The sequence below is a fragment of the Corynebacterium sp. HMSC077D03 genome (genome assembly GCF_001808545.1).
GTDB lineage: Bacteria > Actinomycetota > Actinomycetes > Mycobacteriales > Mycobacteriaceae > Corynebacterium > Corynebacterium simulans.
Genome location: NZ_KV793690.1, coordinates 1 through 24,387, shown reverse-complemented (window position 1 = coordinate 24,387; position 24,387 = coordinate 1). Strand labels below are relative to the sequence as shown.

27 protein-coding genes are annotated in these 24,387 nt (G+C 59.9%); 14 read left to right on the top strand and 13 right to left on the bottom strand.

Going from position 1 to position 24,387, the window contains the following annotated elements; translation table 11 throughout:
- Nucleotides 1-51: 51 nt before the first annotated feature.
- On the bottom strand, nt 52-1,299 hold the full coding sequence (locus HMPREF2888_RS06700) for a lipase family protein (RefSeq protein ID WP_070518548.1): 1,248 nt from the start codon (nt 1,297-1,299) through the stop codon (nt 52-54).
- Nucleotides 1,300-1,494: 195 nt separating this feature from the next.
- Between HMPREF2888_RS06700 and HMPREF2888_RS12505 the strand changes: the two genes are divergently transcribed.
- Nucleotides 1,495-1,665, top strand: coding sequence for a DUF4236 domain-containing protein (locus HMPREF2888_RS12505; protein ID WP_005529875.1), 171 nt, complete (start codon nt 1,495-1,497; stop codon nt 1,663-1,665).
- Nucleotides 1,666-1,712: 47 nt separating this feature from the next.
- Nucleotides 1,713-2,981, top strand: a complete 1,269-nt coding sequence (locus HMPREF2888_RS06695; protein WP_062043293.1) for a threonine/serine exporter family protein — start codon at nt 1,713-1,715, stop codon at nt 2,979-2,981.
- A gap of 9 nt (nt 2,982-2,990) precedes the next feature.
- On the opposite strand, the gene HMPREF2888_RS06690 is transcribed toward HMPREF2888_RS06695, so the two are convergent.
- On the bottom strand, nt 2,991-3,854 hold the full coding sequence (locus tag HMPREF2888_RS06690) for an HhH-GPD family protein (protein WP_210386808.1): 864 nt from the start codon (nt 3,852-3,854) through the stop codon (nt 2,991-2,993).
- A gap of 47 nt (nt 3,855-3,901) precedes the next feature.
- Here HMPREF2888_RS06690 and HMPREF2888_RS06685 point away from each other — a divergent pair, with 47 nt between their 5' ends.
- Nucleotides 3,902-4,528 carry a carbonic anhydrase gene (locus tag HMPREF2888_RS06685; protein ID WP_062037170.1) on the top strand — a complete coding sequence of 209 codons (627 nt, stop codon included), beginning with the start codon at nt 3,902-3,904 and terminating at the stop codon, nt 4,526-4,528.
- A gap of 71 nt (nt 4,529-4,599) precedes the next feature.
- Complete coding sequence (locus tag HMPREF2888_RS06680) at nt 4,600-5,337, top strand: hypothetical protein (protein WP_082778653.1); 738 nt, start codon at nt 4,600-4,602, stop codon at nt 5,335-5,337.
- Here HMPREF2888_RS06680 and radA read toward each other — a convergent pair.
- Together radA and HMPREF2888_RS06670 are read right to left on the bottom strand one after the other, a co-directional pair.
- Entirely contained in the window at nt 5,334-6,710 is a 1,377-nt protein-coding gene (gene radA, locus HMPREF2888_RS06675) for a DNA repair protein RadA (RefSeq protein WP_062043300.1), read from the bottom strand. The two genes, HMPREF2888_RS06680 and radA, sit on opposite strands and share 4 nt — an antisense overlap.
- A 106-nt stretch (nt 6,711-6,816) precedes the next feature.
- Nucleotides 6,817-7,410, bottom strand: coding sequence for a hypothetical protein (locus HMPREF2888_RS06670; RefSeq protein ID WP_061924658.1), 594 nt, complete (start codon nt 7,408-7,410; stop codon nt 6,817-6,819).
- Nucleotides 7,411-7,629: 219 nt separating this feature from the next.
- Between HMPREF2888_RS06670 and HMPREF2888_RS06665 the strand changes: the two genes are divergently transcribed.
- The 9 genes from HMPREF2888_RS06665 to HMPREF2888_RS06630 all read left to right on the top strand — a co-directional run bounded on the left by HMPREF2888_RS06665 (nt 7,630) and on the right by HMPREF2888_RS06630 (nt 15,669).
- Nucleotides 7,630-8,214, top strand: coding sequence for a CarD family transcriptional regulator (locus HMPREF2888_RS06665; RefSeq protein ID WP_061924655.1), 585 nt, complete (start codon nt 7,630-7,632; stop codon nt 8,212-8,214).
- Nucleotides 8,186-8,875, top strand: a complete 690-nt coding sequence (gene ispD, locus HMPREF2888_RS06660; protein WP_070518547.1) for a 2-C-methyl-D-erythritol 4-phosphate cytidylyltransferase — start codon at nt 8,186-8,188, stop codon at nt 8,873-8,875. Before HMPREF2888_RS06665 ends, ispD begins: the two co-directional genes overlap by 29 nt.
- Entirely contained in the window at nt 8,872-9,354 is a 483-nt protein-coding gene (gene ispF / locus HMPREF2888_RS06655) for a 2-C-methyl-D-erythritol 2,4-cyclodiphosphate synthase (protein WP_062037182.1), read from the top strand. Before ispD ends, ispF begins: the two co-directional genes overlap by 4 nt.
- Nucleotides 9,355-9,433: 79 nt before the next feature.
- Nucleotides 9,434-10,867 carry a cysteine--tRNA ligase gene (gene cysS, locus HMPREF2888_RS06650; RefSeq protein ID WP_061924646.1) on the top strand — a complete coding sequence of 478 codons (1,434 nt, stop codon included), beginning with the start codon at nt 9,434-9,436 and terminating at the stop codon, nt 10,865-10,867.
- Between the two features lie 9 nt (nt 10,868-10,876).
- Nucleotides 10,877-11,824, top strand: a complete 948-nt coding sequence (rlmB, locus tag HMPREF2888_RS06645) for a 23S rRNA (guanosine(2251)-2'-O)-methyltransferase RlmB (RefSeq protein WP_061924644.1) — start codon at nt 10,877-10,879, stop codon at nt 11,822-11,824.
- Nucleotides 11,825-12,127: 303 nt separating this feature from the next.
- Nucleotides 12,128-12,427 (top strand): lactococcin 972 family bacteriocin, encoded by a 300-nt coding sequence (locus tag HMPREF2888_RS12500; RefSeq protein ID WP_348967633.1) that lies wholly within the window; start codon nt 12,128-12,130, stop codon nt 12,425-12,427.
- A gap of 6 nt (nt 12,428-12,433) precedes the next feature.
- Nucleotides 12,434-14,419, top strand: coding sequence for a hypothetical protein (locus HMPREF2888_RS06640; RefSeq protein WP_070518546.1), 1,986 nt, complete (start codon nt 12,434-12,436; stop codon nt 14,417-14,419).
- A 3-nt stretch (nt 14,420-14,422) separates the two neighbouring features.
- Nucleotides 14,423-15,049: a heme ABC exporter ATP-binding protein CcmA gene (ccmA, locus tag HMPREF2888_RS06635; protein WP_042532294.1), complete on the top strand. Its 627-nt coding sequence runs from the start codon at nt 14,423-14,425 to the stop codon at nt 15,047-15,049.
- A 23-nt stretch (nt 15,050-15,072) separates the two neighbouring features.
- Nucleotides 15,073-15,669, top strand: coding sequence for a response regulator transcription factor (locus HMPREF2888_RS06630; RefSeq protein ID WP_210386807.1), 597 nt, complete (start codon nt 15,073-15,075; stop codon nt 15,667-15,669).
- A 60-nt stretch (nt 15,670-15,729) separates the two neighbouring features.
- Here HMPREF2888_RS06630 and HMPREF2888_RS06625 read toward each other — a convergent pair whose 3' ends face one another.
- The 4 genes from HMPREF2888_RS06625 to HMPREF2888_RS06610 are packed head-to-tail and all read right to left on the bottom strand — an operon-like array spanning nt 15,730 to nt 19,129.
- Nucleotides 15,730-16,530 (bottom strand): CE1 family esterase, encoded by an 801-nt coding sequence (locus tag HMPREF2888_RS06625; protein ID WP_070518544.1) that lies wholly within the window; start codon nt 16,528-16,530, stop codon nt 15,730-15,732.
- Nucleotides 16,496-17,497 carry a metal ABC transporter permease gene (locus tag HMPREF2888_RS06620; protein WP_246815044.1) on the bottom strand — a complete coding sequence of 334 codons (1,002 nt, stop codon included), beginning with the start codon at nt 17,495-17,497 and terminating at the stop codon, nt 16,496-16,498. The genes HMPREF2888_RS06625 and HMPREF2888_RS06620 overlap by 35 nt, the downstream gene beginning before the upstream one ends.
- Nucleotides 17,475-18,176 (bottom strand): metal ABC transporter ATP-binding protein, encoded by a 702-nt coding sequence (locus HMPREF2888_RS06615; RefSeq protein WP_049063235.1) that lies wholly within the window; start codon nt 18,174-18,176, stop codon nt 17,475-17,477. Before HMPREF2888_RS06615 ends, HMPREF2888_RS06620 begins: the two co-directional genes overlap by 23 nt.
- Nucleotides 18,176-19,129, bottom strand: a complete 954-nt coding sequence (locus HMPREF2888_RS06610) for a metal ABC transporter solute-binding protein, Zn/Mn family (RefSeq protein ID WP_061924626.1) — start codon at nt 19,127-19,129, stop codon at nt 18,176-18,178. Before HMPREF2888_RS06610 ends, HMPREF2888_RS06615 begins: the two co-directional genes overlap by 1 nt.
- A 118-nt stretch (nt 19,130-19,247) precedes the next feature.
- Between HMPREF2888_RS06610 and HMPREF2888_RS06605 the strand changes: the two genes are divergently transcribed.
- Entirely contained in the window at nt 19,248-20,357 is a 1,110-nt protein-coding gene (locus HMPREF2888_RS06605; RefSeq protein ID WP_070518543.1) for a LacI family DNA-binding transcriptional regulator, read from the top strand.
- A 115-nt stretch (nt 20,358-20,472) separates the two neighbouring features.
- Here the strand turns inward: HMPREF2888_RS06605 and otsB are convergent, their stop codons facing one another.
- From otsB to HMPREF2888_RS12730, 5 genes are all read right to left on the bottom strand, one after another.
- Complete coding sequence (gene otsB, locus HMPREF2888_RS06600) at nt 20,473-21,219, bottom strand: trehalose-phosphatase (RefSeq protein ID WP_062037210.1); 747 nt, start codon at nt 21,217-21,219, stop codon at nt 20,473-20,475.
- 20 nt (nt 21,220-21,239) lie between these two features.
- Entirely contained in the window at nt 21,240-21,737 is a 498-nt protein-coding gene (locus tag HMPREF2888_RS06595; RefSeq protein WP_246815043.1) for a metal ABC transporter substrate-binding protein, read from the bottom strand.
- On the bottom strand, nt 21,734-23,164 hold the full coding sequence (locus tag HMPREF2888_RS06590; RefSeq protein WP_070518542.1) for an alpha,alpha-trehalose-phosphate synthase (UDP-forming): 1,431 nt from the start codon (nt 23,162-23,164) through the stop codon (nt 21,734-21,736). The genes HMPREF2888_RS06595 and HMPREF2888_RS06590 overlap by 4 nt, the downstream gene beginning before the upstream one ends.
- A 5-nt stretch (nt 23,165-23,169) precedes the next feature.
- Nucleotides 23,170-23,517, bottom strand: a complete 348-nt coding sequence (locus HMPREF2888_RS06585) for a hypothetical protein (RefSeq protein WP_061924617.1) — start codon at nt 23,515-23,517, stop codon at nt 23,170-23,172.
- 677 nt (nt 23,518-24,194) lie between these two features.
- On the bottom strand, nt 24,195-24,387 hold a 193-nt coding region (locus tag HMPREF2888_RS12730; protein WP_141744834.1), incomplete at its 5' end, for an integrase core domain-containing protein.

Genomic DNA, 24,387 nt, shown 5'->3' with positions numbered 1-24,387 from the left:
ACGCAGGCGCCCCTTTCGTTTTCCTTCTTCTAGGTTCGCTTAGTTTCTGCTCTACTCCGCAGATTCTGCTTCGGTGCTTAGGGTCTCTTCGAGCCAATCGATTGCTGGTTCATATTGTCCGATAAGACCTGCGATGTGGCCGCCGGCAACGCGGGAGGAGAGTGCACCGCCGCGGTCTTCGAGGGTTTCTACTTCACCGCCGAGCTCCTGCCAGTCGGTGGCTAGCTGCATTGCTTGGGCGTGGTCCACGATGTCGTCGTTGGGTGCGCTGCCCACCAAAACCTTGCCGGCCGGGCGCAGGTTGCCGATGCGTTGTGCTTCCAGCACGGAGCGCACCCGCTCATCCGAGGTGATGAACTCGCTCATCAAAACTCCAGTGTCGGTGAGCTCGGACAGATCCGTCATGGACCAGCGCATCGAGGAATCCACGATGCAGGAGCGGGAGTTTTCTTCCAACCAGTGCTTGCCCTTGGCGTTGAAGTACTCGTCGATCGCGGCAGAAAAATCCTGCGAACGGGCGCTAAATCCTTCAATGGCATAGGCCAAGTTCGGCCCAAGCCGTGGGGAACCGGCGAGCACCTTCACTAGGTCTGCCGGAGGAGCGCCCGCAAAAGTCGCACGCAGGTCTAGCTCCGGCGCATATTCCGGAACGAGCTCAGCCGCAGCGGCTGCAGCACCGCCACCCTGGGAATAGCCAAAGAATGCGACGGGCCCAGATGCGGCGGCCCGTGCGGCGTCGATAAGCGCGTGCCCTTGCTCAAGCCGGTTGGCATAGGTGTGCACACCCGGGGTACCCAAACCAATGTAATCCGTGATGACCAGGCGCATTCCGCGGTCCAGGAACTTGGAATACAACGGGGATTCATAGTTGACATTGATGGAAGACCCCAACAACGAGACCGGGCCTAAAAAGCCCTTGCTTCGCGAAGGCGCACAACTATCCGCCATTCCCCGGGTGCCCGGAGCCATCACCACCGTGGGAGCCTCACCCGGGCCTTCCCACTGCTCAGTCGGCTCCATGACGGTGCCCGAAACATAAGTGGGAGTGCCATCTTCAAGCCGGGAGGAATAAAGAATGCGTTCGACCCCGGGCGCTATGTTCTCGCGGCGCAGCACGGTGCCGGGCTCAGCATTGGCGACGCCCTCGGGCTCATCTTCGTAGAAATCCGCCACGAGGGCGCTGCTGAGCGAGGAACCCGCCATAGAGGAGCCAGAACTCAGCGCAGCCTGAGCCGGCATGCTCGGTGCAAAGAGGAGCAAGCTGGTGACAGTAGGGGTAAGAAGGCGCAGGAAATTCACGGATTCCAGTCTACTGGCATGGGGGATTTTCTCCGGGCTGAGGCGTGCGATTGCGGCTTTGCCGCCCTAGATGCCAAATCGTGACCGAATCTGCGGGCGTTGTCCCGTCGATTTGGCATGTAGGCACATTGAGTAGGGCGCTAAGGCGCCGCAATGCGATAGCGCGCTGAGACCACCGCGCTAAACTGTATAGCCATGGGCATTCAATACCGATCTCGTAAGAAAACCGGCAAGAATAGCTGGATCAACATCTCCGGCTCTGGGGCATCCATGTCCACCAAGGTGGGGCCGGTGACCTTCAACTCCCGCGGCGGCATGTGGATCAACCTGCCTGGCGGGCTGAACTTCCGGGGACGCTGGCGCTAAATTACAAGGTCGCAACCATGGAAGAACCTACGAGTGACTATGTCCGCATGGGCATTGAAGCCGACGTTGTGCTGCGCCTTGGCATGCTGCTTATGGGCGCCGGCACGTCGGGCTATCGTGCGCTGCGCGGAATGAAGCGCGCGGCCCGCGCTCTAGGCTTTTCCCGGTTGGACGCCAACGTAGGCGTTACCCAAATTACGTGCACCTTCCATAAGGGGCGAGCTTTTCGCACCGTGGTGGCGCAGCAGCATTCGCCAGCTGTCGACGCATCGCGTATCGAGGCCCTTGAGGATCTCACACATAATCGCCTCTACGCCGGAATTACTGCGGAAGAACTCGATGCTTTCCTCGATGACATCGAGTCCCGCGTGCGCAAGCGCTGGAATGGTTTTACCTTGGCCACTGCCGCGGGCGTGGCTTGCGCTTCCTTCTCAGTGCTTAACTATTTCCAGTCCTATGTTGTCTTCTTGGTCGCGCTCGCTGCCTTTTGCGGGCAGTTCGTCAGGTGGGCGCTGCATCATAAGCACGTGCACCAGATTGGCTGCATTGTGGCAGGTGGCGCCACGGCGAGCTTGGTCTACTTCCTGAGCACCGAGCTTTTGTCTATTGCTGGCTTAGCCAATCCCACAGACTTCTCCTCGGGCTATGTCGCCGCAGTTCTTTTCCTGATTCCCGGCTTCCCGCTGTTTTCCGCGCTGATTGATTTGGCGCGCTTTGACTTTGACGCCGGCATGGCGCGGCTTAGCTACGCACTGACCGTCATCATCGCGGCTACCTTCACGGTGGCCATGGTCAGCTGGTTCACGGAACTTACCCCAATTGCGCCGCCACCTGTGCCCGATGCCAGCTGGTACGCAGCCGCCATCCTGGCTAGCTTCTTAGGCATCGCCGGCTTTGCCTTCCTGTTTAATTCCTCGCGGCGCATGGTGATTGCCGCCGCAATAGTAGGCACCGTAGCCAACATGGTGCGCTTGGGCATCCTAGAGCTGGGAGTGACCAGCTACTTCGCAGCTTTCGTGGGCGGCACGATCATCGGTCTGCTGGGCGGGCGCGTGGCGCGCACCATGCATCTGCCACGTATCACCACCACGGTTCCCGCCGCAGTCATCATGATTCCCGGCGCAGCGATGTTCCGCTCTGTCTATCACTTGAATGCCGGCAACATGGATCAAGCGTTGTCCAATCTCGCCACAGCCTCGATGGTTGTGCTCTCCATCGGCTGCGGCCTTATCTTCGCGCGCCTGCTTACTGATAAAGACTGGTCGCTGGGCCGGCTTATCGATTTCTCGCGCCAACCACACGATTCGCGCTACTAAAACGCCGCATTAATGGGGCAGGTGGAAAAGGCCCTGGGAATCTTGCTCCGCGAGGCCGTCGTCAAGCAGCGAAGCCAACGCCCGCGAGCGTTGCGCCGCATCGGGCCACACCACATCGATTTTGCTCTTCGGCACCGGGGCATCGGCGCCGCGCAGGACATCCAGAATCAGCCCACGCACCTGGCGGTCGGTGCCTTGGAATTTCTGCACGCGTTTTTTGGCCTTGGAAAGCTCGGCCTCACTAGGCTGCGGGCAGCCCGCCAGCTGCCAGGCACAACCTTCGCGTAGCGGGCACCCTTCACAATTGGGGGCCTTTGCCGTGCAGACCAAAGCACCGAGTTCCATGAGCGCGGCTGAAAAGCGTGGACCATTTTCTGGCGGGAGGAGTTTTTCCACGGCGGAAAGTTCCTTCTTCGAAGGCTGCGGCTGCAGGAAGCGGCCGTCCACGGCGCGCGCGTAAACTCGGCGCACATTGGTATCAACCACCGGCACGTTGCGCTTGTAGTGGAAACAAGCCACCGCCCGCGCCGTGTAATCGCCGATGCCGGGCAGCTTCAGCAGCTTCTCGACGTCGCTTGGCACCGGCTTTTCACCTATGGCCTGTGCACACTCCCACAAGCGCAACGCGCGCCGGGGATAACCCAGCTTGCCCCACGCGCGCAGCGCCTCCGCGCGGGAGGCCGCCGCGAAGTCGGCCGGGGTAGGCCACCGCTGCATCCATTCCTCCCACACCGGAGCCACACGTGCGACTGGAGTCTGTTGGCTCATGACCTCACTGAGCAGGACGCCCCACGCGGAGGTGCCGGGGCGGCGCCAGGGGAGGGGACGCTCGGCTGAATCAAACCAGTCCAAAAGAGCAGCGGTGTTAATCATCGGGAAACAGTGTAAGCCAGCCTGCGTTCAGGACTACAGTTGAATCCATGCCACTTTCAAAAGTCCCGAAAGATCCCCAAAAAGTTTGGGAAGCCCTACAAGCTGGAAACGAGCGCCTGGTCAGTGGAAACGCTATCTCCGTCAACACTGAGTCGCGCCTCCGCGCCCGGCTAACCCGAGGCCAAGACCCGCGCGTCATCGTGCTGGCATGCTCCGATTCGCGCGCCCCGATTGAGCACGTATTTAACATCGGTTTCGGCGATGCCTTCGTCATTCGTACCGCCGGCCATATCCTGGACAACGCGGTGCTTGCCTCGCTGGACTATGCCTTGGAGAACCTAAACGCCAACCTTCTCGTGGTGATGGGTCACCAGTCCTGCGGTGCGGTGGGTGCGGCCTCGGCGTTCCTGAACGGAGATATCAACCTGCCGACCGGGCTGCAGCGACCCATCATTGAGAAGGTCGCGGCTTCGGCGCTGCAGGCCAAGCGCCAAGGCCGTGAGACTAGGCCCGATTTCGAGCGCGAGAACACGGCCCAAACGGTCTCTCAGATCATCGCTGATGTGCCGGCGGCGCGGCGGCTTCTCGACGCCGGCACGCTCGGCGTTGTCGGCCTGCGCTACCTGCTGGAAGATTCCAGCGTGGAAACTGTGGTGCGCCACGGCGTGGACTAGGGCCATTTAGGCCTAGACACGCGGCGAGGGCTGGTGCAAGTTTGTCTGTGTCACCCTTTAAAATCGGAAGCGTGACTGATAACCGACGCAAACCCCTGCCCCAAGAGATCTACATGCGCCGCCGCGTTGCTGCGCTGATTGGACTTTTGGTGCTCGTCGGGCTGCTCATCTGGGCAGCGACCAGCATGTTCGGCGGCTCCGATGAATCGGTGCCTACCGCTGCTACCAGCGCCCGCGGCTCGGAGGCTGTGCCGGAGACCAGCAAGACGAGCGCTGCCCCAACTAGTGATGCGGCATCGAGCAGCGTAAGCGCCGCGCCGAGCAGTGCGGAAAGCAGCGCCGACAGCAGCGCTGCAAACCCAAGCGAGTCTTCGCCTTATCCGGCGCCTAGCGCGGGCGCGGAGCCGGCTAAGAATACCTGCGCCTTGGAGGACTTGGAGATCGTAGGTACTGTCAGCCAACCTAGCTACAGTGAGGGCGAGTACCCAACCTTCTTCATGGAAGTCAAGAACCCTACCGCCGCTGATTGCGTGATTGACCTAGATAAGGACATCCTGCGCTTTGAGGTCTATGACCTTTCCACCAATGAGAAGAAGTGGGCTGATACTGACTGCTTCCCGCCGGTGGATACTGGTGAGGTCACCTTCGAGCCAGGCAAGCAGCGCACCTTCCAGGCTGATTGGTCCCGTAAAATGTCCCAGCCAAACCAGTGCAATGACCGTGCACCGGCCCCGGTGGGTGGCTACTTCATGCACGCAGTTATTGGTAACCACGCCTCGAAGGCAGAAACCTTCAACCTCGATAGCTAGCGCAAAAGGGCGATGGCCTCGCCCAAAGTTCCAGCTTGCAGCACCCGTATCCCGGCGGCATCCACCTTGCCCGCCGGGACGATTGCGTTTTCATAGCCCAAGCGCGCGGCCTCGCTCAAGCGGCGATCCAGGTTGGGCACGCGGCGCAGCTCGCCAGCCAGGCCCACCTCACCGATGACCACCGTCTTGGGCGGTAGCGGCTTTTCATGCAAGGAGGACCAGGTGGCAAGCGCTACGGCAAGATCCGTGGCGGTCTCCTGGATGCGCACGCCGCCCACGGTGGCGACGTAGGCGTCTTTGTCATTGGTGCGCTCTCCTGCGCGTGCCTGCAGCACCGCCAGCACCATGGGCACGCGGTTGGAGTCCAATCCCGTGACCACGCGGCGCGGGTTCTTTGCCACTGGATCCACGGTGAGCGCCTGAACCTCCGCGAGCATGGGGCGTACACCGTCCATGGCAACGGTGACCGCGGAGCCATCCGGCGTGCTCCCGCGGTGGGAGAGGAAGAGCCCAGAAGGATCTGCTACCTCGCGAATGCCGCCGGAAGTCTGCTCGAAACATCCCACTTCATCGGTGGCGCCGAAGCGGTTCTTGATGCCGCGCAGCATGCGTAGGCTGGACTGCCTGTCACCCTCGAAGTTCAACACCACGTCAACCAAGTGCTCGAGTACGCGGGGACCTGCAACGTTGCCGTCCTTGGTTACGTGGCCCACAAGCAGCACCGGAATGCCGGTGGACTTTGCCAGGGTGGTTAGCGCCGCAGTGACCGCGCGTGACTGGGCCACGCCGCCAGCTACGCCCTCGACGCCTGCCGCATGCATGGTCTGTACAGAGTCCACGATGATAAGGCTGGGCTTGAGTTGTTCAACGTGGCCGAAGACTACGTCCAAGTTAGACTCGGCGGCTAGGTAGAGGGTCTCGTGGAGCGCGTCGGTGCGCTCGGCACGCGCCCTTACCTGGCCCGCTGACTCCTCTGCGGTGACATATAGCGCCGTGCGTTCGAGCTGCGCCCACCTTGAAGCCACCTCCAGCAGCAACGTTGACTTACCAACGCCGGGCTCGCCGGCCATGAGTACAACCGAGCCTGGAACGATGCCTTTGCCCAAAACACGGTCTAACTCGCCGATACCCGTGTTGATGGTTTTAGTAGCACTCGCCCCAATCTTGGTGATGGGTTGCGCCGGGCTGGAAGGCGTTAGACCCTTGACCATCTGCCCGGTCACCGCAGCCGAGGCAGCCGTGCCCTCAGAAGCAGCCGGGGCGGATTCCTGCAGCGTTCCCCACGAGCCGCAATCTGGGCAGCGGCCTAGCCACTTCGGAGAGACGTAGCCACACTCGGAACAGGTGTGGATTGGACGCGATTTCTTAGCCATGCCAGTAACTCTAAAACACCCGCCGGACACGAGCGCCAACGAGAAACCCCGCACTTAGAAGTGCGGGGTCGAAGGGTTAATTAAAGGGCTTATTTCACCCGGAGGCTTAGTGGTGAGATGCCTCAGGGGACTCGGTGGTAAAGCCCTCGGTGGACTCAACGTCGCGGTTGTACTCACCGGACTTCAGCGGGGAAGCGGCAACAGCTGCGTCCACCTCGATGGTGCCGTTGTTGAAGGTGAAGGTAACCGGGCGGGAGCCGGCGTAGCCAAAGTCCTCATTCTCGAGGGAGGTCTCGACGTACTGAACGTTCTTGTTCTTCTTGTCCTTCTTCAGCTCTTCCAGGTTCTTGGCGGAATCAGCGATGATGGACTGGTCACGGGCCATCGGCTTCGTGGAGCCCAACTCTACGTCCTGGCCATCGACGGAAACGGACTCCAGGGTGACGTCAGAAACGTCGTAGCCCTGGTTGACGGCAACGAACTTCAGGGAAGTCTCACCGGAATCCGGCTCAACCTGGATAGTGACGTCGCGGACTGCGACAGCGCCGTCCTCGGTAGCAGCGGAGGAACCATCGACAGCCGCAACCTTCTGGGAAGTTTGAGTGATGTGGCCTGCCGAGCAGGAAGCCAGAGCCAGCGCAGACAGGGCGGTTACGGAAATGATGGCACCGCGACGAGCGGCGGTCTTCAAGGGCTGCACTTTGAGGGTCCTCCATAGATTGCGATCACAAAGCTTATCAACGCTTTAGCCTAGTACCTTTCCGCCCCAAGTACACAGTTTCCTCTAAACCCGTTGGGTAGGTGGCGGGGTAATACGGGGGTAGACCATGGGCGTCGACAAGCGCAAAAGCTCTACGTGCTAAACTAGTTGCCCTGTATGCGTGCCGCGCGAGGCACGAACATTAAACAAGGAGTGGGAATGGAATTTAAGGTCGGAGAGGTCGTCGTCTACCCGCACCACGGTGCTGCCAGGATTACTGACATTGAGCAGCGTGAGATGGGCGGCGAGACCCTGGAGTTCCTCGTCCTCCAGATCAACCAGTCTGACCTTGTGGTTCGAGTGCCTTCGAAGAACGCCGAGACCGTCGGTGTGCGTGACGTCGTGGGCAAGGAAGGCCTCGAGCGCGTCTTCTCCGTTTTGCGTGAGCTCGACGTGGAAGAGGCCGGCAACTGGTCCCGCCGTTACAAGGCAAACCAGGAGCGCCTAGCCTCTGGTGACATCAACAAGGTCGCGGAAGTGGTTCGTGACCTGTGGCGCCGTGACCAGGATCGCGGCCTGTCTGCTGGTGAGAAGCGCATGCTTACCAAGGCTCGCCAGATTCTCGTGGGCGAGCTCGCGCTGGCTTCCCCGGTCGATGAAAAGAAGGCCGACACCATGATGGAAGAAATCGATGCCACCATCGAGCGTCACCGCGCTGCCGGCATCGTGGAGGATAAGTCCATCACCACCGATATCGACAACGACATCGATCTCGATGACCTCTCCTTCGACGACGAAGACTAAGGTCTACGGCCTCATCGCGGCCGCAGGCATGGGCACCCGCTTGGGCGCCGAATTGCCGAAGGCTTATGTTGAGCTGGAAGGCCGCACTTTGCTGGAGCGTTCTGCGGCGGCCATGGGGGAGGTCTGTGACGAGCTGATCGTCACCGTCAGCCCCGAGATGGAAGAGCACGCACGCGCCCTGCTGCCCGGCGCTCACTTGGTCCACGGCGGCGGGGAGCGCGCTGACTCCGTATGGGCTGGCCTCCAGCACATCCCTGACGATGCCATCGTCCTCATTCACGACGCCGCCCGCGCGCTAACCCCGCCCGAGATGATCGCGCGCGTTGCCGAGGCCGTGCGCAGCGTCCCCGCGGTCGTCCCGGTGGTGCCGGTCGCGGACACCATCAAGGTCGTCGACGAGCACCGCGTCGTATCCACCCCGGACCGTTCAAAGCTGCGCGCGGTCCAAACCCCGCAGGGCTTCCGCGTGGCTAAGCTGCGCGAAGCGAACGAAGCCTATTTCTCAGGCCAGCAAGATTTCGTGGCCACTGACGATGCCAGCTTGATGGAATGGTTTGGCGTCCCCGTCACGACCGTCGAGGGCGACCCACTAGCTTTCAAAATCACCACGCCCATCGATCTCACGCTGGCCACGGCGATTTTAAACAAGGAGCTCTCATGACCCAGCCCATCATCCCGCGCGTAGGCATTGCCACCGACGCCCACCAGATTGAGGAAGGCAAGCCCTGCTGGATTGCTGGGCTGCTTTTCGACGACGCCGATGGCTGCGAGGGCCACTCCGACGGCGACGTGGTCAGCCACGCGCTTGTCGACGCCCTCTTGTCCGCCGCCAACCTCGGTGACTTGGGCTCGTTCGTGGGTGTTGGGCGCAAAGAATACGACAACGTTTCGGGCGAGCGCCTGCTGCGCGAGTGCCGTGAACTGCTTGAAGAAAATGGCTTCGTGATTGGTAACGCCGCAGCTCAGCTGGTGGGACAAACCCCGAAGATGGGCCCGCGCCGCGAAGAGGCCGAGCACGTGCTCAGTGAGATTTTAGGCGCTCCCGTTTCCGTCTCCGCTACCACCACCGACCACCTGGGATTCACCGGCCGCTCCGAAGGCCGCGCCGCGGTGGCGACGGCGGTGGTCTGGAAACAGTAATTCCCGGGAAAGGCGCGCGTGGAAGGCGCATCGCCGTGACTTAAAGCAACCGCAAACAGCCAAGCGCCCATAGCCTAGAATGGTCAGGGTGAGTAACCTACGCATTTATGACACCGCCACCCGTAGCCAACGCGATTTCGTGCCCGTTAAAGAGGGCCACGCCTCGATTTACTTGTGTGGTGCCACCCCGCAGGCACAGCCGCACATCGGCCACCTGCGCTCCGGCGTAGCCTTTGATATTCTGCGCCGCTGGCTCATGGCGCAGGGCCTGGACGTCGCCTTCGTGCGCAACGTCACCGACATCGATGACAAGATTCTCACCAAGGCCGCCGATAATGGCCGCCCCTGGTGGGAGTGGGTTTCCACCTACGAGCGCGAGTTCACCAAGGCCTACAACACCCTGGGCGTCCTGCCGCCATCGGTAGAGCCACGCGCCACGGGATTCGTTACCCAGATGGTGGACTACATGCAGCGGCTTATCGACGCCGGCTTTGCCTACGCGGTATCTGACGATACCGCGGGGGCAGACGGAGCAGGTTCCGTCTACTTCGACGTCCAAGCCTGGGTCGCGGCCGAGGGATCTGACTACGGCTCCCTGTCCGGCAACCGGGTCGAGGAGATGGAGCAGGGCGAAGACCCAGAGGCTCTCAAGCGCGGAAAGCGCGGGCCGCAGGACTTCGCGCTGTGGAAGGCCGCCAAACCCGGCGAGCCTTCTTGGCCTACCCCGTGGGGCCGTGGACGCCCCGGCTGGCATTTGGAGTGCTCGGCTATGTCCACCTACTACTTGGGCGGCGAGTTCGACATTCACTGCGGTGGTCTCGACCTGCAGTTCCCGCACCACGAGAACGAGGTCGCGCAGTCCCATGCCGCCGGCGATAAGTTTGCCAATTACTGGATGCACAACCACTGGGTGACCATGGCCGGCGAGAAGATGTCCAAGTCCTTGGGCAATGTCTTGTCGGTTCCCAACATGCTGGAGCTCGTCCGCCCGGTCGAGCTGCGCTACTACCTGGGCTCCGCGCACTACCGCTCCGTGCTGGAATACTCCGAGGCAGCCTTGACCGAGGCCGCTGCCGGCTACCGCCGCATCGAGGACTTCGTGAACAAGTTCGACGACCTCGTCGTAGGAGACTGGACCCCGGCCTTCGAGGACGCCATGAACGACGACATCGCCGTTCCGAAGGCACTGGCCGAGATTCACACCAATGTGCGCGCAGGCAATAAGGCCCTGGGCGCTGGCGATGAGGCTCAGGCACGACGAATCGCTGAGTCTGTTCGTGCCATGGCCGCGGTGCTGGGCTTTGATCCTTTGGCTGAACAGTGGAAAGATGGGGCGTCGACAAGCACTGCGGATACAGCGCTGGACGCACTCGTCCAAGCAGAACTGGAGCGCCGCACTCAAGCCCGCGCGGAGAAGGACTGGGCCACTGCGGACGCCGTCCGCGACCGCCTCGCCGCAGCTGGCATCACCATCACTGACACTGCCGACGGCCCCACCTGGTCGCTGGCCTAAGGAGAATTCATGGCACGTACGCACGGCCGCGGCGGCGCGGGCATCCGCAAGACAAACAAGAAGGGCGCCACTAAGGGCAGTGGTGGCCAGGTAAAGAAGGGCCTTGAGGGCAAGGGTCCAACGCCTAAGGCAGAGGATCGCGTCTACCACGCGAAGCACAAGGCCAAGCTGGAGCGCGAGCGCCGCAACTCGGGCCGCCACCAGAAGGAGACGGCGGAGATGGTCGTCGGCCGTAACCCGGTTGTCGAGTGTCTGCACGCGAAGGTGCCTGCTACCTCGCTGTACATCGTGCAGGGTACCCGCAACGATGCGCGCCTGTCGGAGGCCGTGGCCATTGCGAATTCCCGCAACATTCCTATCCTTGAGATTCAGCGTCACGAGATGGATCGCATGACCGGCAACGGTTTGCACCAGGGCATTGGCCTGCAGATTCCGCCTTATAAGTACGCGGACTTCCATGACCTGATGGACCGCGCGAAGGACGCTGGCGAGCCGGGCATGTTTGTCATTCTGGATAACATCACCGACCCGCGTAACTTGGGCGCGGTTATCCGCTCCGTTGCGGCGTTCGGCGGCCACGGCGTCATCATTCCGGAGCGTCGCTCCGCGTCGGTGACTGCAGTGGCGTGGCGTACTTCCGCGGGTACCGCAGCACGCTTGCCCGTCGCGCGCGTGACCAACGTGACCCGCACCGTGCAGGAATTCCAGAAAGCCGGCTACCAGGTCGTTGGCCTAGACGCCGGCGGCGAGCACACGCTCGACACCTACACGGGTGGCAAGGATCCCGTGGTCATCGTCATCGGCTCTGAGGGAAAGGGCATCTCCCGCTTGGTCCGCGAGAACTGCGATGTCATCATGTCCATCCCGATGACCGGTTGGGTTGAGTCCTTAAACGCATCCGTTGCTGCGGGTGCAGTGCTTTCGGAGTTTGCTCGGCAGCGTCGCGCTGCGAAGTAACACGTAATTTGGAAGGCGTCGCGTTGTGCGGCGCCTTTTTGCTTGCCTCCAATGCGTCTGCTGGGCAGCTACCGCCGTCCTGGTTGCAAATGCCCAGGGCTGGAAACCCAGACCTCCTGCTCGCATTTTCACGCGCTTGCCGACGCCCTGCAATCCACCAGAGAGCTGCGGATTGAGGCCTGGGTATTTGCGCGGAGTTGATGAATCTGCGAAAGGTAACTTTTGACACTTGAACGCGGTTTAGGGGCAGCGTATATCTTTTAGTAGCGCGCGCTATAAGTTCAGATTCTTCTCAAGAAAGGAATGCTTATGAAAGTGAGCATGTCTAAGCGAGCAGTTTCAGTAACTCTCGCAGGTTTGTTGGCGTTGGGTGGTACAGGTGTTGCTGGGGCCACGATTGTAAATATCGATGGCGGCACGTGGGACTACGGTACGGGTAGTGGCCAAGTTTGGTCGCACTACTTTCACAATGGGGTGCGGCACGGTTCAACTGCTGTTGGTACCTTCAAGTCGGATAGCGGTTGCGTCAACAAAAACACTTGGTCACGAGCAACAGCTCCCAAGAAGTCCTCTGGAAATAAGTCCTACTACCGACACTGCTAAGGCTCGATGAAAACTTCAGTCAGACTACTAACCGTAGGGATTTTGCTCTCTACGGTTATTAGCGCATTCATTGCCTTTGTCGGAGCCAGCCTCTTATCGACTCTGGATTACCGGCTTGGCAACGAGTTTGTCCAGATCGAAGACTTCAAACCTGACAGTCACACAGAAACACTGTTTCCTGAGCTTTCTGAATTTGCGCGGGACTCAGGATTTGACGTATCGATTTATTACGCCTCGCTAGCTGATTCGGATGGTGAGGTGCGAATCTACTCCTCGGCTCTGCCTTCAGGTGCAGCTAACTTTGAGTCTCAAAAGTTTCAGAGAGGCGAAAAGCTTGTTTGGTATCCATTGTCGGAAATTCCGACTAAGGAACCGCGCCAAGTTTTTAACATTAAAGGATCGGAAAACGACGCTCGAGACCTAACGACATGGTTGGAGGAGCGCGGGTATTCCGTGATAGGGCTCCAGAACTTGACTTGGAGCATCGTCATGACTTCGTCGCTGCCTTTGTTGGTCGCGGCTGCTTTTCTACTCGCGCTCGTGTTGGGTGGCGGGCACTGCCTAGTGCGGGCTCGCGAAATCGGCATTCACAGACTTTTGGGGCTAAAGCTATCGCAGACGCTAAGGCTTGATGTAACGCGGCTTGCCAAGCAAACATGGCTACCATTTTTTCTTGCGATCATTTTTATTGCGGCGGCATTGTATCTTTACAACGACTGGGCAGAAGCGACGTTGTTTTGGGCCTTTTTCGGCGTTTCTGTGTTGCTCCAATGGGTCGGTTTGGCGCTGGGCTATGTGCTCGGGCAGTTATTGGTTCGAAATATTTCGATCCCGCAGGCCATCAAAGGCAAGGTTCGGGCGCGTCCAATTACCTACGCTCTGTATGCTGTCCGGCTATTGGCACTCTTGACGAGCCTGACGGCACTTTCGCAGATGGTTGATACCGGTGCTGAGGTGTCCGCGCGAGAGGAATTGCAACCGTATTGGAGCGGACATGCCAATGAGCAAGAGTTTGCCCTGAGCTCGAATATCACTCCGGATGAAAAAGAACAGGCTGCAGCTGCAGCGCCCTTGCGTCAGGCGGACCGCGAAGGAAAGCTACTCTTAGCGGATCCTTTTTGGCTTACCTGGCCGACTCAACTGGAAGCCCCGGTTATTCTCAGCAACCATCGGTTCGCCGTTCAAGCTGGTGTTTCCCCTTCTGAAGAAGACGTAACCGTTTGTGCTCCCGTTGCCCTCAGTGAAGAATCCAAACAGACGATTATTGACTCCGTTGCATTTGAAGCCGAACTCGCGAAGAAGAAAGTTCCAGATTTTAACTGGAAAGAGGATTGTTCGCTTGGGCAAGTCTTTTCCTATGACGTTGAGCTGCGGCCAGTAATTAATGACCCCATTGTGGTCTCGTTACCAGTGGGGCTTGAAGCTATCGGTGACCGGAATTTACTCGCGAAAGCCTCGCAGAAAGTCCTCCTTGCCATCGAGCCAACTGTCGTTGGTGAGCTGAAAGATGGGACGGTGGGCAAGGTGCTTGCCACGGCACAACCGCATGCTGATTCCTGGCGATCGTCCCTTGAGGAAGCCAAAGATCAATTCAGCCTTTGGTCGTTAAATACGGTCGTAGCGATATTACTGGTTTCCTTGTTAATCGTCGCGGGGCTTTTCAGTTTCCAGGTGGCGTTCCGGCGAGAGCTCTATGTTTCCTTCATTTGTGGGCGCAGCCCGTGGAAGATGTGCAGGAAGATTCTGCTGGCCGAGCTATTCTTTTTCGTTACCACCATCGGCTGGGTTTTGTATCGTTTGCGCGAGCATAAGGAACAACTGGAATCGCACTATCCATCAACGTGGTCGATGGGGTTTGAAAACAGGTGGTCCACGGCAACCGTTCTTGTTGTCGTCGCATTTTCGATCGTGTGGATGTGTATTTCAATCGGTTTGACCTGGTGGATTAGTGCGCGAAATCAAATGCGCTGGACAGACAGCGAGGGAAATTAGGATATGGAAATTCAGGTTGAAGACCTTCACTACAGTGTGAAGGGAAAAATGATTCTTTCCGGCCTTACGCGGTCTTTTGCGGCTGGCCGGGTGACTGCATTAACCGGTGTCTCCGGAAGTGGGAAAACCACCCTGTTGAACCTCTTGGGCGGTCTGATCTCGCCGGACAAAGGCTCAATCATGTGGGATGGAAACAACATTGCATCGCTATCGGCAGGTCGACTGCGCAAGTATCGACGCGAATGCGTTGGGTATCTTTTTCAAGATTACGGCTTGGTTCCTGACCTCACCGTTGTCGACAACGTGAAGCTCGCAGCCAGTAACGTTTCGCGCCGTGCTTTCGACGAGGCGCTAGACAGCGCTTTGGCGCAGGTTGGTTTACGCGGCTATGAAAAGCGTGTGGTCAGCGGCTTGTCGGGCGGCGAACAACAACGAGTAGCCTTGGCGAGGATCCTCGTTTCCAAGCCCAAAATCGTATTGGCGGACGAGCCAACCGGTGCGCTTGACGAGGACAATGCTCAGCTGGTTGTTGAACACCTTCGTGCTTTCGCTGACCAAGGCGCCGTTGTCGTCGTCGCGACGCATTCCAAGCATGTAGCTGACCAAGCAGACTGCGAGGTAACGCTTTAGTGTGGCGATTGAAATACTCGGATATGCCGTGTCTGCTCGCTGGCATCCGAGACGATGAGCAACCGATACTCGATGAGCTAAGACGCTACTTCCTCTGGCCCCAGGTTGAATGTGCGTCCACTCAAAGGGAGCTGCTGAATGCATTGTCTGGCTCACAGGAGCAATTGCTGGTGTTGTGCGAGCGCAAAGACTCGGCGACCTGGGTATGGGATATACAAGAGTTAAAGAGCAGCGATTTCATTTACTTGGTGGATTATTCACAGCATTCGCGTGAGAAGCTTCAAACGGCAATCAATTTGGGCGCGTCTGCATATTGCGTCGTTACCCGGGAAGCTCGCTCCGGCCATGGGGGCCTTAAATTAAGTTGTTGCTTCGATATAAACGGCGTAGCTGTTGGGACAATGCCTGAACCAGATATGCAGCGAAACCTCGAGCGACTATCCGCAATTCAGCTTCGAATTCTAAACGGAATTGTATGTGGGCACTCAAATAATGGCATCGCGGAAGAAACACATCTTTCTGTGCCGATGATCAAGAAAATAGTTTCCCAGCTGCTTGACATCTTTGCTGCAGAGAACAGAGTCCAGTTAGCCATAAAAACCTTACCCGCTATGGGTTGAGCTGCCATCCTGTTGCAAATGCCCAGGGCTGGGTAAGTAGCGGGGAGGCGAGCCACGGGGCTAAAAGCCGAAGAAGTCCTCCACCACCTGGGCCGCGATGAAGCTATCGGTATTCGGGCCCAAGCGCGCGTCGAGCTCGTTGCCCGAGGGGATGACGTGGCCCACGCCTTCCATGGTCCACAGTTCGACGGGGTTGTCACCTTCCCAGGAATGCAAAGACACATCAGAAAACGGGCGGGTTACCTTGGCCTTAGAGCAACCGTTCATCGTGGCGAAACGCTGCGCAGTCCACAACGCGGAAGTAACCTCGCCGCGGGAGCTATTCGCGAGGCCAGCCTGGCCGCCTTCATAAGGTGCTAACGGGTCCGCCGTGCCATGCATCATGAGGATTGGGGTGGGCTTATAGCCCTCGGGATTAGACGGCGCATGGTTAGCGCCGCTGCCCATCGTCGAGGCGAAGATGCAAGCGCCGTTGAGGAAGCCGGGGGCGTCGAAAAGCAGGCGAATTACCATCTGCCCGCCGTTGGAATAACCGCAGGCGAAGGTGCGCTGCGTTCCGTATTCCTCCTGTACGGTGGCGGCGACGTGTTGGAGAAAGGCGACGTCGTCAATGCCAAGCTCACGGGCCTTGACCGGAAGCACCGCGCGGGCGTCGTTGAAGTGCCTGTCCACGCCGTCGGGGTAGACAACCACCGTGCCCGTGCGGGCGGCGAGCTCGTCGAAAGTACCGTTTGTAAAGCGCCGCATCACGCTGCCATTTTGCAGCGAACCGTGGAGGAAAAGCAGCAGGTTCGGACCGGGATTTTCCGGCGCGACGACGGTGTACTTACGCTTGAATCCCTGAAATTCCACGATGGTCATGGAGCAAAAGTTTAGTCGGGGTGAGCGCAGGTTTCGTCGTGCGTGCTGGTGTGGTGCTTTCCGAATCGCTGCGGCCCTCGAAGTGAGCTTTGGTGACGCGGGCGGCGGCGATGTCGTCGCGCACGGCACGGCGGTTGCGCAGCCAGCCGATTAGACGGCAAACCAGGTAAATGACAAAAGAAATCGTGGTGACGAAGACCGAGACTGGCAAGCCTGGTGCTAGCGAGAGGATGAGGCCACCCACGGCGGCGACCTCGGCGAAAAGCGTGGACCACAGCACCGCGCGCACCGGCGAGGAGGTGATCTGCACTGCTGCTGCGCCCGGTGTAATCAGCAGCGCCATGACCAACAGCGAACCGACAATCTGCACCGACTGCGCCGCGGTAAGGCCCACCAGAATGGCAAAGCCTACGGAGATAGCGCGCACCGGTACGCCAGCTGCCTGCGCCATGACCGGGTCGGCGGAAGCGAAAAGCAGCGGGCGCCAGAAGAGCAACACGACGCCCACGATGATGACGGTAGTCAGCGCCAGCAGCCACACCGAGGCCGCGGAAACACCCACGATCTGGCCGGTCAGCAGCGTCATCGCCGTATTGGAATTGCCCGGATAGAGATGCAAAAACAGCACCGATAGACCAAGGCCAAAGCTCATCACCACGCCAATCGCGCTGTCTTGCTGGCCTTTCAGCCCCAACACCGCCAGGATGATGGCGGCCACGATGGCGCCCGCGATGGCACCAAAGCCTAAGTTAAATCCGAAGAGCAGGGCCGCCGAAGCGCCCATTAGGGCGAGCTCAGACGTCGCGTGCACCGAAAAGGACATCTGGCGCAGCACGATGAGTGAGGTCATCACACCAGAGAGGATGCCCAGCAGCGCGCAGGCCCACAGAGAAGACTGCACGAAATCGACGCCGAGCAGATACTGGGTGTCTTCGAAAAACCTATTAGACAACGATGAGTCTCCCATCGACCTCGATGACGTTGACCTTGGAACCATACAGCTCAGACAAGACATCCGAGCGCATAACCTCATCCACAGCGCCAAACATGTGGCCATGCGGGGCGATGTAGAGCACCTTGTCCACCACGCCTAGCACCGGGTTGATGCCGTGTGTCACGAACAACAAGGAGGTGCCGCGTTCTTTGCGCCAGCGGTCGAGCTTTTCCACGGTCGCTTGCTGGCGGGCAGGATCGAGCGAGAGTAATGGTTCGTCGGCAAGGATGAGCTGCGGGTCATTGGCCAGCGCCTGGGCCTGCCGGATGAGCTGTTGCTGACCGCCCGAAAGTTGCCCCACGCGGCGCTCGGCGATGCCGGTGGCACCCACTTCGGCGAGGAGTTCGTCGACGCGGGCGCGGGAGGGGCGTCGCTTAGCGATGGCCCCGTGTGCCAACGACAGTGAGACCAAATCCCGAGCGCGCATGGGAAGATCCTGCGGAAACATGCGCTGCTGCGGAATAAAACCAACCCGCGAATTGACGTCCACGCGCCCTCCGGTGAGCTGGCGCGTGCCCAGGATGGTGCCCAGCAAGGTGGACTTGCCCACGCCGTTTGGCCCCAAGACGGCGATGAATTCGCGCTTGTCGACGCCCAGGTTGAGCCCCGACCACAGCGGTTCCACGGCCGCTTCATGAAATTGAACCAGCACTAAGCTGCCTCGATGTGGTCCACGGCCTGCTCGTAGTAGTCGAGGAAGTTCGTGCCCTCTGGTGGGGTCTCGCCGATTTCCACGATAGGGATGTGGCGCTCCTCGGCTGCCTTGTGGATGCGCGAGGAGATATCGGTCTCGGTCTGTGGGTTATAAATCAGCAGATCGACCTTGTCTTCCTTGATGGCCTCTAGGAAGCGTGCGAGGTCGGCGGCAGTCGGCTCGCCCTCAGACACGGTGGCTTTGCGGAAGCCCTCCGGCGTCACGTCCAAGGCAGGGGTGTACTTCATGATGTAGTCCGCAATCGGCTCGGTCTGCGCATAGTTGAGCTTCGGCAGCTTCTCGACACGCGCCTTAATGTCCTCGACGCGCTCCAACAGCGGGTCTGCAGATGCCTTGGCCTCTGGGTTGGCCTCATTGACTAGGTCGGCGACCTCGGTGGCCACTTTCTCGATGGCGGCAGCGTCGTACCAGACGTGCTCGTTGCCCTCGATGTTGGTGACCTTGGAGGGCTCCTTCTTGGCGATGTCCTTGGCCTCTGCCGCGGTGACGACGTCCGGCTCTTCGTCGAGCTTGCCGTGGTCGGTCAGAGGGAGGGCGTGGATGATCTCGTCCTGGTTCTTTACTGCCTGGTACAGCCAGGAATCGTATCCGCCTCCGCCGACGATGAGGACGTCGGCTTCGTTGGCCTTAGCGATGTCTGCCGCGGTGGGCTCGAAGTGGTGCGGGTCGACGCCGTTGCCCTTGACGATTGGCTCGACCTCAATCTTGACGTCTTGCCTCTGTGCGGAGTCGATGACTTCCTGGGCCACATCTGCCCAGATGGAGGTGGAGGCGACGACCTTGATGGTGTCCTCGTCGGCGCTATCGGTACTGGAGCAACCGGCCAGGGTGAGGCTGCCTGCACACAGGAGAGCGGCGGGCGCAGCCAGGGATTTAAGGGAAAAACTCATGCCCTCTAGTTTGCGTTTGTTGAAAATTGTTGTCAAATGGAAATGTATTGAGAATCCGCTCGCTAAAGACCTTGCCTGAAACGCGAAACGCAGAGGTGAACAGGGTAGGGTAGCCAGCATGGTAAAACGCAGCCAGAATCGGAAAACGCTAGCCTCGCTGGCTGCTGAATTGGGTGTTTCGCGTACCACCGTTTCCAATGCATATAATCGCCCAGACCAGCTGGCCCCAGCCACGCGCGAGCGCATTCTCTCCGCGGCCGCAGCCCACGGCTACACGGGCCCCGACCCCACCGCGCGCAGCCTGCGCACCCGCCGCGCGGGCTCCACGGGGGTCCTCCTGACCGAGCATTTGTCCTACGCCTTCGAGGACGCCGCCTCCGTTGATTTTCTAGCCGGCATGGCAGAGGCATCCACGGGTGCCGCGACCACCCTAACTCTGATTCCCGCAGGGCCCGACGCCCCTTCCGACGACGCTGCTGCCCTCCTCACCCGCGCCGCCGTGGATGGCTTCGTTATCTACTCGGTCTCGTCCGAATCCGTGGAAGCGGCGCGAACGCGTGGTCTTCCGCTGGTGGTCTGCGATCAGCCCAAGGACTCTGGACTTCCCTTCGTGGGCATCGATGACCGCGAGGCAATCAAACCCGCCGCCCGCGCGTTGCTCGCGGCCGGCCATCGCCGCATTGGCATCCTGTGCATTCGTCTCCACCACGAGCGCATCGATGGTTTTGTGAGCCCGGAGCAGGTCGAACGCGCAGACATGCACGTCCAGCGCGACCGCGTGCTGGGCGCTCTCGATGTATTTGCACAGGCAGGCATTGGCGAGATTCCCATTGTCACCCGCCACATCAACGATGCGAGCACCGCGCGTTCCGCGGCCGCCGAGCTTTTCGGCACCCACCCGGAGCTGACCGCCGTGCTGTGCACCACCGACTCGATGGCGCTCGGCGTGCTCGGCGTCTTGCGCGATGCTGGCCTCGCGGCACCGAAAGACCTCTCCGTGACGGGGTTTGACGGCATCACCACCGCCTTGCTGGCGGGGCTTACTACCGTGGTCCAGCCGAATAAAGCCAAGGGTGCGGCGGCAGGCCACATGTTGGCCGAGCATATCGACGCCGCGCTTTCCGAGACTGCCCCAGCGCACGACCACAAGCTGCTGCCCACCCGCTTCAACGAGGGGACCACGGTGGGCTCGCCGCGCGAGCAGCATTTATTGGATTGGCGGCTCTAGTCGGCACACTTTGCCAAATATTGCGCCAAAACTTGCCGAAATCAGCGCCTTGTTTGGCAAAATTTACCGCGCTTGCCCCGTTTACCGCGCTTGCCCTGTTTATCGCGCGTCACGCTTAAGCGCCGAGGTGAACCGCGCGGGCCGCGGCGAGCTCCTCCAAGAAATCAGACACAGCCGCAATATCCGGAACGCGGTGTGCGGCTAGCGTCTCGCCCTCGCCAACCTTCACGCCCAGGTCTGGTGGCTGATTCAAAACCGCGAATCCGTCTTCATCGGTGACGTCATCTCCCAGGAAGACGGTGGCGGTGGCGCCGACGCGCTCGCGCAACTCGGAAATCCATGAGCCCTTCGTGGCCTGGGTGGCGGAGAACTCGATGACAGACTTGCCGGCAGTCATGGGGAAACCGGCTGGGTCGAGTGCGCGGCCAGCAGCGTAGGCCTCGGCGGCTAGCTCTGGGTCTGTAAGCTCCAAGCGGCGCAGGTGGAACACGCGCTGGAAAGGCTTAATCTCAATTTCTGCGCCAGGAAAGCGCTCCATCAGCTCACGGATTTCTGCTTCCTTGCGGTCCAAGTGCGCCTGGGCTTCCGGCGAAAGGGAAGAGTCCTGCCACGAGGATTCCGCGCCGTGGGAGCCGCCCAACAGAACCGGCTCGCGCAGCGGGAAGACGCGCTTTAGCCCTTCCAAGTGGCGCCCAGAAAGCGCCGCCACCGTGGTATCCGGCAGCTGCGCCAGACGCTCCAGGGCAGCCAACGACCGCGGCTCGGCGTGAACCTCATAGATGTCATTGGCAAAACCGGCGAGGGTGCCATCAAAGTCAGAAACTACGGCCAGATGCTTGGTTGCTGCGAGCTTTTCAATCATGCACTCATCCTAAAACAGCCCTAAAGCGAGACCATACGAATAGCGGGGGAGTCCACCTCGGCGGTATCCAGAGTCAGCACCAGCTGATTATTCGGGTTAAGCCGAACCTCAAAATCATGGTCTTCCGCCAGCAGATTGCGTAGCAGATTATCCGCCCATAGTGCCGAGCCGGTGCAATCGTCGGGACGGGTATCCATTCGCACCTTATCGATGTGCATGGTGTCCGCGTCGCGGATATTGGCGGCGTTCTCGGCCTCGCTGTAGGAGACCTTGGCTTGGAACGGCGCACAGCCAGTAGAGCCCACAATGGAGGATTCGCCGAAGCTCATTTGTGGCACCGCCTTAGCGGTCTGCGGAATCGCAGAAGGCTCATCCGGCTTGGTGTAGATAGCCACTACTTGCCAGTTCTTGCCCACGATTCTCTCGTCACCGCGTGGCTGCGGCCCTGAATCCTCGGAGCCGCAGGCGCTAAGTGTCATTGATGCGGCGAGAAGTGCCGCTGTAATTACTCGCTTCACTTGTTCTTCGCTGCTTTCTCTAGGGCGCTCAAAAAGGCGCGCGACCATACATCCACGTCGTGTTGGACCACCTGCGCATGCAGGTCGAGCATGTGCTGGCGCATGGTGTCGGGTGAATCATCAAGCGCCTTCAATGCGCTGAGCAGGGCGCGTTTGATGGACTCTATGTCGAAAGGATTGCATAGGTTGGCCTGCTTGAGCTCCGCGGCGGCGCCGGCAAACTCGGAGAGCACCAATGCACCGCGGCCGTCGTCGTGGCAGGCCACATACTCCTTGGCCACCAGGTTCATGCCGTCTTTGAAGGGGGTGACCAGCATGACGTCGGCAAGCCGGTAGTACTTGCGTAGCATGTCCTTGTCCACTGCGCGGTGCACGTAGTGGACCACTGGCCGCCCAATCTGGCCGAAGCGCCCATTGATGCGCCCCACGGCCTCCTCGACCTGCGAGCGGGTCACGCGGTAATGGTCGATGCGCTCGCGCGAAGGCGTGGCAATCTGCACCAGCGTAACCTCGCTCGGATCCAGCGCCTGCGCCTCCAGCAGCTCCTCGAAAGCTTTGAGGCGCTGCAGGATTCCCTTGGTGTAGTCCAGCCTGTCGACGCCTAAGATGACGCGGTGGTGGCCGCCGAATTCCGCACGCAGCTTGGCGACGTCGCGGTCCTCCGCCTTACTGAACCGCGTCATGTCGGAGGACTTGATGGAGATCGGGAACGCGCCCACGCCAACGGTGCGGCCATCGACCTTGATGCTGGCAGTGATGTCGCGGGTGCTGACCTCGCCCGTGACCTCTAAGCCGAGGCGAGTGGCCAGCTCTAAGAAGTTTCGGGCATTGGATTCGAGGTGGAATCCAATGACATCGGCGCCCATCAACCCGCGGACGACCTCTTCGCGCCATGGCAGTTGCAGGAAGAGATCTGCGGAAGGGAATGGAATGTGCAGGAAGAAGCCGATGGTGAGATCGGGGCGTAGTTGGCGCAGAATGCCTGGCAGCAGCTGCAGCTGATAGTCCTGTACCCATACCGTGGCGTTGGGTGCTGCGACCTTGGCCACTTCCTCGGCAAAGCGCAGGTTGACCTCGCGATAGGAGTACCACCACTCGCGCTTGTACTGCGGGGTGACGATGAGGTCGTGGTAGAGCGGCCACAGGGTGGCGTTGGAAAAGCCCTCGTAGAAGCCCTCATAATCCACGTCGGTCAGCTTGACCGGGTGCAGCAGCACGCCGTTTTCGGTGTGGAAGGGTTCCGGGGCGTCGTTTGTGATGCCTGGCCAGCCCACCCAGCAGCCTTGCTCGGCCTCCAGCACTGGCGACAAAGCAGTAACCAAGCCGCCAGGAGAGGCCTTCCAGGTGCGGGTGCCGTCCGGTTGGATCTCCAGATCCACGGGGAGGCGGTTGGCCACCACCACGAAGGAATTGTCGTGGCCAGACATTGTTCTTAGGCCTTCTTCGTGGTCTTCTTAGAAGCCTTCTTGGCGGTCTTCTTTGTGGACTTCTTGGTCGACTTCTTCGTTGCCTTCTTGGTGGTCTTCTTCGAAGATTTCTTGGTTGTCTTCTTCGAGGACTTCTTAGAAGCCTTCTTTGGCGCAGCGTCTTCCTGCTCTGCCAGAACCTTCTTGTGTACCAAGCCATCTGGCTCGACGCCGAGCATGGACATCAAGGTCACGCCATCGAGGAAGTCCTCAGCATAAGTAGCGACGATGCGGCGCGCAGCGCGGGCGGTCTCCTCCTCGACTGCATTGTTCTGGTCTGCAGCGGGCTGAGTGTCAGTGACCTTTGGTGGCACGAAGTCCTCCTGAACGAGTTGTGAAAGCTTTCAGACCGCATATTCTACGCCATGCGGCCGTGCGGTGCGGATTCGGGGCTATGTGCGCAGAGATCTATTTTGTGGGCCTGGGTTATGGCGCCGGGCACGGCGAGGATTTCGCCCTAACTGCCAAATCGGTGCCGTGCAGGGAAGGCGAGTTCAGGTGGTGAATGCATCTATACAGCTAGGAGGTTGTGTAGATGTCAAGTGATAAGAGGCTGTGTGAGCGGTACGTGGAGGCGTATCTGCATGATGCGCGTCCGATGTCGGTGATCCTGAAGGAGTTGGGGGTCTCGAAGGCTACGGCGAAGGTGTGGCGTCAGGCTGAGGGCCTTAGCCGTGGTCAGCGTCAGCGGAGTCTGACTGAGAATAAATTCAAAGATCAGTACCAAAAGGTCGTTGCTCTTGTAGAAAGCGGCCAGTCTGCGCATAGCGCACTGAAAGAGACTGGTTTCCCACAGACTGCTTACCGATACCTTGCCCAAGACGGTATCGAACTCGCTAATACCAGTCGCGGTGGAGCCATACAACGCGAGCGGGATCGCATCGCTAAAGCTTTGAAACTTGTTGACGCTGGAAAAAGCTATAAACAGGCTGGCCAGGTGGTTGATCGCTGCGGGGCCCGACCCCCGGAAAGTGGACACATCGGGGGCTGGCTATGCTGCTGTGGTCAGTATAGCCGAAGTCTCGGCTTCAAAGACATCAGGAGCTACGAGATTGCACCAGGAGTGCCGCCGGCGCGTGTTGTAGCGCATGCACCACCGGAAGACCTCTTGACGACAGCTAATTGGGTTGTCAAAGACTTTCCGATCACGCAGCACTTCCCGCTTTAAGGTGGCGTTAAAAGAT